General features: G+C 61.9%; 11 protein-coding genes and 1 tRNA gene. 1 reads left to right on the top strand and 11 read right to left on the bottom strand.

Features of this window, described 5'->3' with window-relative positions:
- Positions 1-326: 326 nt before the first annotated feature.
- The 5 genes from I8746_RS12825 to I8746_RS12805 all read right to left on the bottom strand — a co-directional run bounded on the left by I8746_RS12825 (position 327) and on the right by I8746_RS12805 (position 4,617).
- A complete protein-coding gene (locus I8746_RS12825) occupies positions 327-1,532 on the bottom strand; it encodes a methyltransferase (RefSeq protein WP_221100739.1) in 1,206 nt (401 codons plus the stop codon).
- Between the two features lie 111 nt (positions 1,533-1,643).
- Positions 1,644-2,333: an ABC transporter permease gene (locus I8746_RS12820; protein WP_014755060.1), complete on the bottom strand. Its 690-nt coding sequence runs from the start codon at positions 2,331-2,333 to the stop codon at positions 1,644-1,646.
- A complete protein-coding gene (locus I8746_RS12815; protein ID WP_003255749.1) occupies positions 2,333-3,025 on the bottom strand; it encodes an ABC transporter permease in 693 nt (230 codons plus the stop codon). The genes I8746_RS12820 and I8746_RS12815 overlap by 1 nt, the downstream gene beginning before the upstream one ends.
- Positions 3,026-3,079: 54 nt before the next feature.
- Positions 3,080-3,832, bottom strand: a complete 753-nt coding sequence (locus tag I8746_RS12810; RefSeq protein WP_011953233.1) for an ABC transporter substrate-binding protein — start codon at positions 3,830-3,832, stop codon at positions 3,080-3,082.
- 11 nt (positions 3,833-3,843) lie between these two features.
- Entirely contained in the window at positions 3,844-4,617 is a 774-nt protein-coding gene (locus I8746_RS12805) for an ABC transporter ATP-binding protein (RefSeq protein WP_003255746.1), read from the bottom strand.
- 631 nt (positions 4,618-5,248) lie between these two features.
- Between I8746_RS12805 and gabP the strand changes: the two genes are divergently transcribed.
- Entirely contained in the window at positions 5,249-6,634 is a 1,386-nt protein-coding gene (gene gabP / locus I8746_RS12800) for a GABA permease (RefSeq protein ID WP_003255745.1), read from the top strand.
- 249 nt (positions 6,635-6,883) lie between these two features.
- On the opposite strand, the gene I8746_RS12795 is transcribed toward gabP, so the two are convergent.
- From I8746_RS12795 to I8746_RS12770, 6 genes are all read right to left on the bottom strand, one after another.
- The gene (locus I8746_RS12795; protein WP_011953234.1) at positions 6,884-7,327 is read right to left on the bottom strand and encodes a hypothetical protein; all 444 of its coding nucleotides are present in this window, start codon (positions 7,325-7,327) and stop codon (positions 6,884-6,886) included.
- A 187-nt stretch (positions 7,328-7,514) separates the two neighbouring features.
- Positions 7,515-8,495 (bottom strand): polyphosphate kinase 2, encoded by a 981-nt coding sequence (gene ppk2 / locus I8746_RS12790; protein WP_011953235.1) that lies wholly within the window; start codon positions 8,493-8,495, stop codon positions 7,515-7,517.
- Between the two features lie 170 nt (positions 8,496-8,665).
- A tRNA-Phe gene (locus I8746_RS12785) sits at positions 8,666-8,741 on the bottom strand.
- Between the two features lie 90 nt (positions 8,742-8,831).
- Entirely contained in the window at positions 8,832-9,104 is a 273-nt protein-coding gene (locus I8746_RS12780) for an oxidative damage protection protein (RefSeq protein ID WP_003255742.1), read from the bottom strand.
- Positions 9,101-10,168: an A/G-specific adenine glycosylase gene (mutY, locus tag I8746_RS12775; protein WP_011953236.1), complete on the bottom strand. Its 1,068-nt coding sequence runs from the start codon at positions 10,166-10,168 to the stop codon at positions 9,101-9,103. Before mutY ends, I8746_RS12780 begins: the two co-directional genes overlap by 4 nt.
- The gene (locus I8746_RS12770) at positions 10,165-12,411 is read right to left on the bottom strand and encodes an AsmA family protein (RefSeq protein WP_221100738.1); all 2,247 of its coding nucleotides are present in this window, start codon (positions 12,409-12,411) and stop codon (positions 10,165-10,167) included. Before I8746_RS12770 ends, mutY begins: the two co-directional genes overlap by 4 nt.
- Positions 12,412-12,566 lie beyond the last annotated feature (155 nt).

The raw sequence follows: 12,566 nt of genomic DNA, 5'->3' as shown, positions 1-12,566 counted from the left end.
CCTTGCGTCGCGAATGGGCTGCAAAGCAGCCCCGGCGATTTCAGAGATTGCACTGAAAACGGGGGCCGCTTTGCAGCCCTTTCGCGACGCAAGGCCGCTCCCACAAAAGCCGCTTGCGCTAACCACAAGAAATGTTTATGCACAAGTGGCATTTGGGACCTGAGCGAAAGGCATGCCGGATCGCTACGCCGCTGGTCTTTGCGCAAACGCCTGTTTTTACTGGGCTGCAGCCGCAAGCAGGAATAAGCCAAGCGCTTGAAATAGCGCTTGGATCCAACAGGTAATCACAAGCTTGTTCACAGACTTATCCACAGGTTGTGCTGCGGCTAACCGTCGCGTTCCGCGAGAATGAGCAGGTTGCGCGGGGTCAGTGGGTAATCGCAAAACAGGCCCAGGCGCACGTCATAGCCTTGTTCTTCGAGGAACAGGGCGCGATCGAGTACCAGCCACAGCTCCAGTGGCCGACGGAACAGGTTGCGTACGCGCTCCAGGTTCCGAACCTCGGCCAGGCGTTGCCAGCCCGCAGCTTCCAGCATTGCCCAGTCCGGGTTGCCGCTCACTGGCAATTGCTTCAGTTCAGCCAGGTCACGGCAGTATTGCTCGAAGGGCTTCTCCAGCCAGGCCACCGGCAGGGAAGGTGTCGGCAGGTATTCATCGGTCTGGCGCTGCTGGCGTTGCAGCAGGTCGAAGCCCAGGCGCCGGGCCATCGAGGTGTCGCGCTGGCGCCGCACGCGGGCGCCGGCAGTGACGGTTTCGCTCAAGGGCAGGCCCAGGTCGTCCAGCGACAGCTGCAGGCTGGACGCCTGCGCGGCTGTGGATAACGCCTGGTATTGCTGCGCGGCGATGCGGTTGTAGCAGCAGGGGGCTATGGCCAGTTGCCGGCAACCTTGCTGGCTGGCCAGTTGCAGCAGGCGTACATGCAGATCGCCACAGGCATGCAAGGCAACCACGCTTTTATCGTCAGCCAGGTGGCGAGCGCTGTCGCTGGCCATCACATCCTGATGTACGTGCTGTGCTTGCAAGTGGTGGTGTGCACTCAGGGCCTGACCGGCAGCGACCAGGTCGGCGTCGTACTCCAGGCAGGTCAGGTGTTGCCCAGGTTGCAGCAGGCGACGGCCGAGGTGGCCTTTGCCAGAACACCAGTCCAGCCAGTGCCGGGGCTGCTCGCGGAAGGCCAGGTGGCTGGCGAAGGCTTCGATCTGTTGCCATTTGCGGCCGGGGACGGCGACGTCCAGGCGGTGGACGGCGGGTGGCAGGTCAGTCTGAGGGAGGCTGCCGAGGGCGGCGAGCTTTTGGACTTGTTCGGCCAGTTGCGGGAAGGGCGCGGGCAAGCGGTCAGCGGCGCTGTCGGCTTCGGCGTCTGCCAGGGAACATTGGCGCAGGTGGGTGGCGAGTTCGGGGTGGGTGGTTTCCCAGGGCAGTTGCAGGGTGGTGAAGGGGCGGGGTTTCCACAGCTGTTGGTGCTCGATCAGGAACTGGTCGAGGGCCTGGAAGCGGGTGCTTAGGTGGTGGCTGTGGAGGGGGCTGGGCATGGGGATGTGTGTTGGGGTTGAGGGCCTGTTCGCGGGTAAACCCGCTCCTACGAAGGTTCAGCATAGGCCTGTTGTAGGAGCGGGCGTGCCCGCGAAGAAGGCCAGGAGATGTCAGCGCCCTTGGCAGGCATCTACACGCAGCCAGCGCTCCAGCAGCTTGAAGCCCTGCACCAGCAGGAACGAGATCACCAGGTAGAACACGCCTGCGGCGAAGAAGATCTCCACCGGCAGGTAGGTGCGGGCGATGATGGTACGGGCCATGCCGGTCAGTTCCAGCAGGGTCACGGTACTGGCCAGGGCACTGGCCTTGAGCATCAGGATCACTTCGTTGCTGTACGCCGGCAGGCCGATGCGCGCAGCGCGTGGCAGCATGATGTAGAACAGCGTTTTGCCACGCGACATGCCCAGCGCCCGTGCCGCTTCAATCTCACCTTTAGGGATCGCCTGCAGCGCGCCACGCAGGATCTCGGCGATGTACGCAGCGGTGTGCAGGGTCATGGTCAGCACCGTGCACCAGAACGGATCGCGCAGGTACGGCCACAGCGAACTGGAGCGCACCGCATCGAACTGCGCCAGGCCGTAATAGACCAGGAACAACTGCACCAGCAGCGGCGTGCCACGGAAGAAGAAAATATAGCTGAACGGCACCGCGCGCACGTACCAGTGGCGCGAGGAGCGGGCGATGCCCAGCGGGATGGCCAGGATCAAACCGGCAACCACGGCAATGGCTACCAGCTCCAGGGTCAGGACCGCACCCTCGGCCAGGCGCGGCAGCCATTTGAAGATGACTTCCCAATTCATTATTCAGCCCTCGCAAAGCCGCGAGCGGCGCGTTTTTCCATGAAATGCATACCGGTCATGGCAAGCACGGTCAGGCCCAGGTAGATGCAGGCCGCGACCATGTAGAAGGTGAACGGCTCTTTGGTCACGGTCACGCCGATCTGCGAATGACGCATGATTTCTTCAAGGCCGATTACCGATACCAGGGCGGTGTCCTTCATCAGGATCATGAACAGGTTGCCAAGGCCGGGCAGGGCGATGCGCCACATCTGCGGCAGGATGATCCGCGAGAGGATGCGGCCCTTGGACAGGCCCAGCGCCAGGCCGGCTTCGCGGTGGCCCTTGGGGATCGCCAGGATGGCGCCACGGAACACTTCGGTGGCGTAGGCGCCAAAGCACAGGCCCAGGGCGATCACGCCCGCGGCAAAGGCGCTGAGCTCAAGGCCGGGCATGTTCAGGGCTTCGCCGAGGCTGTTCATGAGCCCGACGGTGCCGAAATAGATAAGCAGCACCCACAGCAGTTCGGGCACGCCGCGAACCAGGGTCGAGTAGAAGCCGCCAAGCCATTGCAGCGGCTTGAGCGGGGAGGTCTTGGCCAGGGCGCCGAGCAGGCCCAGGACCAGCCCCAGCAGCAAGGCGCAAAGCGCCAGTTTTACGGTCATCAGGGTGCCGGCCATCATGGCCGGACCGAATCCGTGCAGGTCGATATTCATGGGCAGGTCATTTTAGGGACTGGCGCGCCGCAAGGGCGCGCCGGTCAGGGCGGATCATTCGATGCTGAACGGGAAGTACTTGTCGTTGATTTTCTTGTACGTACCGTCGGCTTTGATTTCTGCCAGGGCTTTGTTCAGGTCGTCGCGCAGCTTGGTATCACCTTTGCGCACGGCAATGCCGATCTTGTCGCTGTCCATCACCGGCTCGCCCTTGAACTCGAAGTTCGAGCCGTCTTTGCTTTTCAGCCACTCGTACTGCACGTACTTGTCGGCCAGGATGCCGTCGATACGACCGGAGACCAGGTCGAGGTAGGCGTTTTCCTGGGTGTCGTACAGCTTGATGTCGACGCCCTTGAAGTTGTCTTCAAGGTAGGTGCCGGCCAAGGTTGCGCGCTGGGTGCCGATGACCTTGCCTTTCAGCGACTCTTTGTCAGTCTTGAAGTCGACGTTTTTCGGCGCGATGAACTGCAGCTTGTTGGAGTAGTACGGCTCGGTGAAGTCCACAGCCTGTTTGCGTTCGTCGGTGATCGACAGCGACGACACCAGGAAGTCGAACTTCTTGGCGTTCAGGGCCGGGATGATGCCGTCCCAGTCGGAGGTAACGACCGAGCATTCGACTTTCATCTTGGCGCACAGGGCGTCGCCAATGTCTTTGTCGAAGCCAACCACGTTACCGCTGGCATCCTTGTTGTTGAACGGTGGGTAGGCGGCTTCGATGCCCATGCGCAGTTTTTCTGCGGCCATGGCGTTTGCCGACATCACCAGCGTGGCAGCAGCTGCCAGGAGAAACTTCTTGTAGGTGTGCATGTATTGCTCCGTTAGCGGTGGCTGGACATGAATTGCTTGCAACGCGCCGAGGTCGGGTTTTCGAAGACCTGCTGCGGCGATCCCTGCTCTTCGACCAGGCCCTGGTGCAGGAAGACGACTTCACTGGACACATGGCGGGCAAAGCTCATCTCGTGCGTCACCAGCAGCATGGTACGGCCTTCTTCGGCCAATGCGCGGATAACGTTAAGCACTTCCTGGACCATTTCCGGATCGAGTGCCGATGTAGGCTCGTCGAACAGGATGACCTTGGGCTTCATGGCCAGGGTACGGGCAATGGCGGCGCGCTGTTGCTGGCCACCGGAAAGCTGGGCGGGGTAGCTGTGGCGTTTGTCGTAGATGCCGACTTTGTTCAGCAGCGCTTCTGCGGCTTCGATGGCCTCGGCCTTGCTTTGGCCGAGCACGCGGCGTGGCGCCTCGATGATGTTGTCGAGGATCGACATGTGCGGCCACAGGTTGAAATTCTGGAAGACAAAGCCGATTTCGCTGCGCAGGCGATTGATCTGGCGGTTGTCGGCTGCGATCAGGTCGCCATTCTTGGCGGCCTTGAGCTTGAGGGCTTCGCCGGCGACCAGGATTTCGCCCTGGTGCGGGTTCTCGAGCAGGTTGATGCAGCGCAGCAGGGTGGACTTGCCGGAGCCGGACGACCCCAGGATGGAGATCACGTCACCGTCGCGAGCGGTCAGCGAAATGCCCTTGAGAATTTCCTGCTCGCCGTAGCGTTTGTGCAAATTGCGGATTTCCAGCGCGGGCGTGGCCTGAGCCATGTGCGGTCCTCATGTGTTCGGGTGCGTTCCCAGCTGTTGGCGGCCTTCCTGGCGTGCGCCAAGCTAGCATAGCGGCATTATGACGGCCAACAGGGTCGCCGGGGACTGGGGGCGCTGGTGGGGCAGTTTGTCGCATCGCTACAGCGTAACGTCGCGCAGATGTCCGCGAAGGTGTCGCCCAGCACCAGAGCCTTGATGAAAAAAGGCGCGATGGTGCCAGCTTTGGCCGGCGCATGGAAGCTGTTTTGACCCATTGGAGGGGTAAACCCGACCTTTTGCCAGTGCAAACGGGTTCACCCACGAATGCCATGTTGATGTCACAAGGTTGTACCCATGGGTTGCACTTTTTGGCATTGCGTTGGTGCATGGGTGTTACCGAGGAGCACCTTTGGTGCATTTGTAAGTGAGTATTTCAGTAATCCGATGATTTGATGCCCTTTCGGTCATGCAATGGCCGAAAGCCCTCCAAGCCGCATCCTAAAAGGCCTGCAGCATTTTCTGACGGGTGTATTCGGCATGTGGCGCGCTTATTGCCAGTTGGAAACCGCCGATTGCAGCGACGCCTGGGTCAACCCCTGGCGCGCTCTATACCCGCAGTCGGCGTGGTCCACTCCTTACAAAGGTAGTTTCAATGAGCGGTAACAATTCCAATGACCTCGCTCAGGGGCTCAAACAACGGCATGTGACCATGCTGTCCATCGCTGGCGTCATCGGTGCCGGCCTGTTCGTAGGCTCCGGCCACGCCATCGCAGCTGCCGGCCCTGCCGTGCTGCTGGCTTACGCTGCCGCTGGTACGCTGGTCGTGCTGGTCATGCGTATGCTGGGTGAAATGGCAGTCGCCTCGCCTGACACCGGTTCGTTCTCTACGTATGCCGACCGTGCCATCGGGCGCTGGGCCGGTTTCACCATCGGCTGGCTGTACTGGTGGTTCTGGGTGTTGGTAATTCCGCTGGAGGCCAACGCCGCCGCGGCCATTCTGCATGCCTGGTTCCCGGCGGTTGATCTGTGGGCGTTCTCCCTCATCATTACCCTGGCACTGACACTCACCAACCTGTGCAGCGTGAAGAACTACGGTGAGTTCGAGTTCTGGTTTGCCCTGCTCAAAGTGCTGGCGATCATCGGCTTCATCGCCGTGGGCTGTGCTGCCTTGTTCGGCTTTGTACCGAGCAGCCAGGTGAGCGGTGCCAGCCACCTGTTCGATACCCAAGGCTTCATGCCCAACGGCCTGGGCGCAGTGCTGGCAGCCATGCTGACCACCATGTTCTCGTTCATGGGTACCGAAATCGTCACCATCGCCGCTGCCGAGTCGAAGGACCCAGGCAAGCAGATCAGCCGTGCCACCAACTCGGTAATCTGGCGTATCTGCCTGTTCTACCTGGTGTCGATCTTCCTGGTCGTGGCCCTGGTGCCGTGGAACGACCCGGCCCTGGCCGAGACGGGCTCCTACCAGACCGTGCTGAGCCGTATTGGTGTGCCGAATGCCAAGCTGATCGTCGACATTGTTGTGCTGATTGCCGTGACCAGCTGCCTGAACTCGGCGCTGTACACTTCTTCGCGTATGTTGTTCTCGCTGAGCAAGCGTGGCGACGCCCCGGCCATCGCCCAACGCACCACCAAGGCGGCGACCCCGCACGTGGCGGTACTGCTGTCCACCGCGGCAGCGTTTCTCTGCGTGTTCGCCAACTTCGTGGCACCGGCCCAGGTGTTCGAGTTCCTGCTGGCCAGCTCTGGCGCCATCGCGCTGTTGGTGTACCTGGTGATTGCCGTGTCGCAGCTGCGCATGCGCGCCCAGCGTGAAGCCCGCGGCGAGAAGATCACCTTCAAGATGTGGCTGTTCCCGGGCCTGACCTGGGCGACCATTGCCTTCATCGTTGCCATTCTGGTGGTCATGGCGCTGCGTGAGGATCACCGTGCGGAGATCATTGCGACTGCGTTGCTGAGTATTGGTGTGGTGGCGGCTGGCTTGCTGGTGCACCGCAAGCGCGAGGCTGCCGGGCGGGCGGCGCTGGACAGCTGATCCGCGCTGGCTGAAATGAAAAGGCCGCGCCCTGTGAAGGGTGCGGCCTTTTTTTGTTGCCTGTGATGGCCCTTTCGTGGGCAAGCCCGCAGGTTCGCCACAGGCCCGTAGGAGCGGGTTTACCCGCGAAAGGGCCGGGCCTGCTGGTCAATGTCCCTGGCTAATCACCGTTGCAGCCGCCATCGTATTCGCGGGTAAACCCGCTCCTACAGGGGCCGCGCGGAGGCCACAACAGGTTACATGGCCCTGTCAGCCGAACTGCTTCTGCTGTTGCTGCTGCTTGGCCACGAGTTCGGAAGCGGCGATATAGGCGTCCTGGAACTCATCACTCTCCAGCCAGGCCATGGTGGTCTCTTCGTCAGCGCCGTCCAGCCATTTGCGGTAGGCGTTGAACACCAGCACGATGTAGTCGGTGGCGTGTTCTTCCTTGTGCCCCTTGAGCACCAGGGCGAGCAGCGGATCCACCAGGAACACCGAGATCATTGGCACCAGGCCGCCTTCCTGCGCTTCCTTCATCTTGTTGAACATCGCGTCGTAGCTGCCCGACTCCATGGCCTTTTTGTACACCTGCTCGACGCTGGCGCTGTCGCCGGCGCTGGCCTTGACCGCTTGGCCGCTGCGTACCATGCGGTTCTGCTTGGCCTTGCTGGCGGCGCGCTTGGCGCGTTTCTGTTGCTTGGTAGGGGTGGCCATGGGGAAATCCTTGGGTGTGTCTGAAAGTGCGCGTATTGAAGCGCAATTGCACGATAAACCCAAGCAGCGCCCCTGAGCGCTGCAGCTTAGTGAGACGTCTGTGGGAGACATCTCCAGATTATGCTGGCCGAGGGCCCTGCATAGCTTCCCTCCCACTGCCAGCCATGCTGGCCGGCATGCCGGGCTTTCAGGTGGCCGGCTGCGGAGTCTCGTCTTCTTCGAAGCCGTGTGAAGCTCGGCCCACCAGCAGAGGGTCGGGTGCATGTGCCACCCGAGGGTCTTTGCCTGGGTAGTCCAGCGAATGCAGGAAGTGCCGGATGCAGTTGATCCGCGCCCGCTTCTTGTCATCGGACTTGATCACCGTCCACGGCGCATCGGCTGTATCGGTATGGAAGAACATCGCCTCTTTGGCCGAAGTGTAGTCCTCCCACTTGTCCAGCGACTTGATGTCGATGGGCGACAGCTTCCAGTGCTTGAGCGGGTCGTCCCGGCGCGAAATGAAGCGTCGCAACTGCTCTTCGCGGTTCACCGAAAACCAGTACTTGAACAGCAGGATGCCACTGTTGCACAGCATGCGCTCCAGGTCTGGCGCCTGACGCATGAATTCCAGGTATTGCAGTGGCGTGCAGAAGTCCATCACCTTCTCGACCCCGGCACGGTTGTACCAGGAGCGGTCGAAGAACACCATTTCACCCTCTGTGGGCAGGTGCTGGATGTAGCGCTGGAAGTACCACTGGCCTTTCTCCTGCTCGGAAGGCTTCTCCAGGGCGACAATGCGCGCACCGCGTGGGTTGAGGTGCTCCATGAAGCGCTTGATGGTGCCGCCCTTGCCTGCGGCATCGCGCCCTTCGAACAGGATCACCACACGCTGGCCGGTTTCCTTCACCCAGCTCTGTACCTTCAGCAGCTCGATCTGCAACGCATGCTTGGCCTTGTCGTAGTCCTGGCGGCGCAGGCGGGTGCGGTAAGGGTAGCTGGCCGGCAGGCGTGCCGAGGTGCTGTCCTCGTTGCTGCCTTTGGGGGCCGTGGCAACTTCCAGTGCTGCGGGTTGCTGGCTGATGCGGGTTATTGTCGGCTCCGGCTTGCGCTGGCGTGTGCGGCGTGTGCGGATCGGTGTGGTGGTGGGTTCGCTGGGGGCGGGGAGCAGGAGGGGTGATTCTTCGCTCATGGAGGTCCTTGATAGTCGATACGGATGTCCGTTTTCGATTATGAAGGTGAACGAATGATGGCTATTTGATGCTGGTCAATGCGAAAAAATTACAGGCAACAAAAAACCCGCACTAGGCGGGTTTCTTGTTGTCGCTTCGGGTAACTTTGCAACCACCAGAAGCTTGAAGGTGGTGCCCAGAGACGGAGTCGAACCGCCGACACGAGGATTTTCAATCCTCTGCTCTACCGACTGAGCTATCTGGGCGACGAGGTGAATTAAATAGATTTCCGGACCGCTCGTCAACGACTTTTTGAAAAAATTTTAAATTAATTCCGTCGCTTACGATTTTTGGGGTCATTCGGCCGGTGGAACGTAGCCTTCGGCCTGGGCGTATTCTTCGCCGGCGAAAAACTTGTCCATCTCAGCCTGGAGGAATTTGCGGTCCTCGGCGTTCATCATGTTCAGGCGCTTCTCGTTGATCAGCATGGTCTGGTGCTTCTGCCAGTCGGCCCAGGCTTTCTGCGAGATGTGTTCGAAGATGTCCTGGCCCTTGGCACCGGGATAGGGCGGGCGTTCCAGGCCTGGCAGTTCTTCTTGGTATTTGCGGCACATCACGGTGCGGGTCATCGGGCGTCTCCTGCAATCAGTTCGTCGGTCGCGCGTTCAAGCAGCTTTTTCACCGGGGCGGCGAGGCCCAGGCGCGGCGGGGTGGCGAGGTTATACCAGAGCCAGTCGGCCTCGACCACGTGCTCGCCGACCGGGTCGACGCGCACGAGCCAAGGCTCGATCGCCAGCTGGAAGTGGCTGAAGGTGTGGGTCAGGCCGTCCATGGCGTGGCGGCCAGCCAGGCGCAGGCCGTGCTGGTAGGCCAGGTCGTCAAGCTGGGCGATGTCGTCCAGCTCCGGGAGGCTCCACAAACCACCCCACAGGCCGCTGGAAGGGCGGCGGTAAAGCAGGATGGCGCCTTCGTGGTTGGCCAGCAGTGGCATCAGTGTGCGCCGTTGCGGCAGCGCCTTGCGCGGTTTGGGCTCGGGGTAGCGGGTTTCTTCACCGTGCAGGTGCGCTTCGCAGCCGCGCTGCAACGGGCAGATCAGGCAACTGGGCTTGCTGCGCGTGCACAGCGTGGCGCCCATGTCCATCATCGCCTGGGTGTAGTGGTTGGCGCGTTGTTGCGGGGTAAGGCGCTCGGCAGTGGCCCATAGCTGGTTGGCAACCTTGGGTTCGCCGGGGTAGCCGGCCTGGGCGGTGTAGCGTGCCAGCACGCGCTTGACGTTGCCGTCGAGGATCGGTGCACGGATGCCCATGCTGATGCTGGCGATGGCGCCGGCAGTTGAGCGGCCAATGCCGGGCAGCTCGGTAAGCTGCTCGACGCTGCGCGGGAATTCGCCGCCATGTTGCTCGACGACGACCTTGGCGGCCTTTTGCAGGTTGCGTGCGCGGGTGTAGTAACCCAGGCCCGTCCACAGGTGCAGCACTTCGTCCTCCGGTGCCTCGGCCAGGGCTTGCACGGTTGGCAGGGCCTGCATGAAGCGGTCGAAGTAATTGAGCACGGTGCTGACCTGGGTCTGCTGCAACATGATTTCCGACACCCACACGCGGTACGGCGTGATGCCCTGTTGCCAGGGCAGGTCGTGCCGGCCGTGCTCGTCATACCAGTCCAGCACTGCGCTGGAGAACTGCTCGGGGCTCATCGCTTGAACAGCCCCTTGAGCGCGTCTTTCAGTTCCGGGCTCACTTTGTCTCCAAGTTTTTCATCAAGCTTTTCATCGATCTTGTCCTTCAGGCGGTTGCCGGCCAGCTTGGCGGCAACCTTGCCCAGGCCGTTCTGGTCCAGGCGGCAGGCCTTTGCGCCGAGTTCCAGCGGACCACGGCAGCGCAGGGGTACTTCAACACCTACATAACGTTCGTTGACCTGGCAGGCCGGGTCCGGCATGGCACGCTGGTCGCCTTCGACGACTACGCCGACGTTGTAGTCCATGCCCAGCACGCGCAGGTCGAGGTCACCATGGCCATTGACGGTGAGGCCCGGGATGCGCGCCTTGAGGTCCGGGTTGCTGGCGACGCCATTGCGCACTACCAGGCTGCCGCGCAGTTCCTGGAACGGGGTGTCCTTGCCGCGTGGTTCGCTGCTCAGCGTCTTGCGATTGAGCGTGGCGATGGCCTGGCACAGCTGCTGTTCCAGGTTGGCATTGACCAGTACGCCATCGTTGATGGCGAAGTTTGCGCTGCCGTTCAGGGTGTCGACCAGTGCTTTCTGGCTGTTACCGGTGGCTGTCAGATCACTGGTCAGGGTCAGCAGGCCCTTGACCGGCGGCGTCTGTTCCTTGCCTTCGGCCTTGATGAAGTGTTCCACCGGCACCCGCTGGATATTGGTGTTCACACCCAGCTGTGGCACGGCAGGGCGCACGTCGACCGTGCCCTTGGCTTCGAAGGTGCCGTTGTACAGCGCTCCGCGCAGGGTTTGCAGGGTCAGCAGGCCGCCTTGGCCAACGGCCTTGAGCTGGGCGCTCTCGATCGGCAGCTTGTCCAGGGTCAACGAGCCGAAGGCCAGGTCGGCCTGCAGGTCGAGGGCGCGCAGACGGTCGACCGGCAGCAGCTTGTCGTCGCTCCATGCCACTTGCGTTGGGGGGGTGGGCAGTGGTGTGGTGCCAGCACCGGCTACGGCGCTGGCCTCTTGTTGCTTGACCTCGGCCTGGCGCGCAGCGGTGGCGCCCTTGGCTTCTTCGCTTTTGGCCGGCAGGTAGCGGTCGGCGTCGAAGGTGTCGCCCTTAAGCTGCAGGCGCAGGGCTTGTTTGGCGAAATCTTCGACGGCCACGCGGCCGCTGAAGGTGCTGTCGTCCAGCTTCACCGCCAGGTCTTCCAGGGCCAGGCTGCTGGGCGTGCCCTGCAGGCGAGTCACCAGCTCCAGCTTGGCGAAGGCGGCCGGGTCGTTGGTGGCCGGCAGCGGGTGGCCAATGCTTTCAAGGAAGGCGCGCAGGTTGAACTGGGCGATGGACAGGCCGCCGCTCAGCTGGGGGGCTTTGTCCAGATCACGCAGGTTCAGCTCACCGAGGGCGCGCAGTTGGTTGGCCGAGACTTTCAGGCCGTTCCACGAGGCGACATTGGCGGCCAGGTCGACCAGCAGTTGGCCCTGGGCGGCGAAGGTCACGGTCTTGCCGCCGGTAGGCTCACCCGAGGTCTCGCCCGACAGGCGCATGTCTTCGAAGTTGTAGCGCTTGAGCTTGCGGTCGAAGCGCAATTCGCCGGCCAGCTCGGTACGGGCCTTGATGCTCGGCTGGCTGGCGCTGATGAAGGCGCTGGCCTTGAGCGGGATGTTTGCGCCTTCATGGACCGGCCCGGTGCTCAGCTGGATGCTCTCGGCGCTGTAATTTTGGCCGGTCTTGGCATCGGTGTACTGCACGCGGGCGTTGTTCACGGTCAGGCTGTCGATGTCCAGCTTGATGGCGCGGTCGTTGCTGTCGGTGGTCGCAGGCGTCTGCTCGGCAGGTGCCTGTGCCTGTGCATCGGTGCCTGCGCCATTCTGCGCGGGTAGCGGCTTGCCGATGTCCTCCCAGTTGCCATGGCCCTGTTCGTCACGCGCCAGGGTCAGGTTCAGGCCCTCGACACGTACGTCGCTCATTTGCACTTCGCGGCGCAGCAGCGGCAGTACACGGACTGAAAGGCCAAGCATCTGCAGGTCGGCGAACGGTTCCTTGGGTTTGTTCAAGGTAGCGATGCTGGCTTCGTGCAGCTCCAGACCCAGCCACGGGAACAGGCTCCAGCCGATGTCACCATTGAGGGTCAGTTCGACGTGGGCCTTGTCGCGTGCCAGCTGGCGAATCTCGTCTTTGTAGTCGTTGGGATCAAAGAGGTGGGTCAGGGCGAAGCCCAGCGCCACGATGATCAGCAGTAACCCGAGAAGCCCCAGTCCCAGGATTTTGCCGAACGCTTTCATGGGCGAGTCCTTTTAGTCCGTTAGTGAGTTCAGGCGGCAGAGTATAACGCTGTCGCGGTTACCCCTGCTTGTACGACTAGAGATGTAGGAAATTCCTACGCCTGTATCAGAGGGTACGGCTTTCGACAGCTTAATATTGAGCTTTTGCCGGGACA

Origin of the sequence: Pseudomonas sp. USTB-Z, from assembly GCF_019691255.1 — a bacterium.
Lineage (GTDB): Bacteria > Pseudomonadota > Gammaproteobacteria > Pseudomonadales > Pseudomonadaceae > Aquipseudomonas > Aquipseudomonas alloputida.
The sequence above is the reverse complement of the archived record's forward strand: the minus strand, read 5'-3'. Positions and strand labels throughout refer to the sequence as shown.

Coding starts and splice junctions, on each gene's coding strand:
- I8746_RS12795 (WP_011953234.1), bottom strand. CDS start 7,327: ATGGCCACCCCTACCAAGCAACAGAAACGCGCCAAGCGCGCCGCCAGC.
- ppk2 (WP_011953235.1), bottom strand. CDS start 8,495: ATGAGCGAAGAATCACCCCTCCTGCTCCCCGCCCCCAGCGAACCCACC.
- I8746_RS12805 (WP_003255746.1), bottom strand. CDS start 4,617: ATGGCTCAGGCCACGCCCGCGCTGGAAATCCGCAATTTGCACAAACGC.
- I8746_RS12815 (WP_003255749.1), bottom strand. CDS start 3,025: ATGAATATCGACCTGCACGGATTCGGTCCGGCCATGATGGCCGGCACC.
- I8746_RS12820 (WP_014755060.1), bottom strand. CDS start 2,333: ATGAATTGGGAAGTCATCTTCAAATGGCTGCCGCGCCTGGCCGAGGGT.
- gabP (WP_003255745.1), top strand. CDS start 5,249: ATGAGCGGTAACAATTCCAATGACCTCGCTCAGGGGCTCAAACAACGG.
- I8746_RS12770 (WP_221100738.1), bottom strand. CDS start 12,411: ATGAAAGCGTTCGGCAAAATCCTGGGACTGGGGCTTCTCGGGTTACTG.
- I8746_RS12810 (WP_011953233.1), bottom strand. CDS start 3,832: ATGCACACCTACAAGAAGTTTCTCCTGGCAGCTGCTGCCACGCTGGTG.
- I8746_RS12825 (WP_221100739.1), bottom strand. CDS start 1,532: ATGCCCAGCCCCCTCCACAGCCACCACCTAAGCACCCGCTTCCAGGCC.
- I8746_RS12780 (WP_003255742.1), bottom strand. CDS start 9,104: ATGACCCGCACCGTGATGTGCCGCAAATACCAAGAAGAACTGCCAGGC.
- mutY (WP_011953236.1), bottom strand. CDS start 10,168: ATGAGCCCCGAGCAGTTCTCCAGCGCAGTGCTGGACTGGTATGACGAG.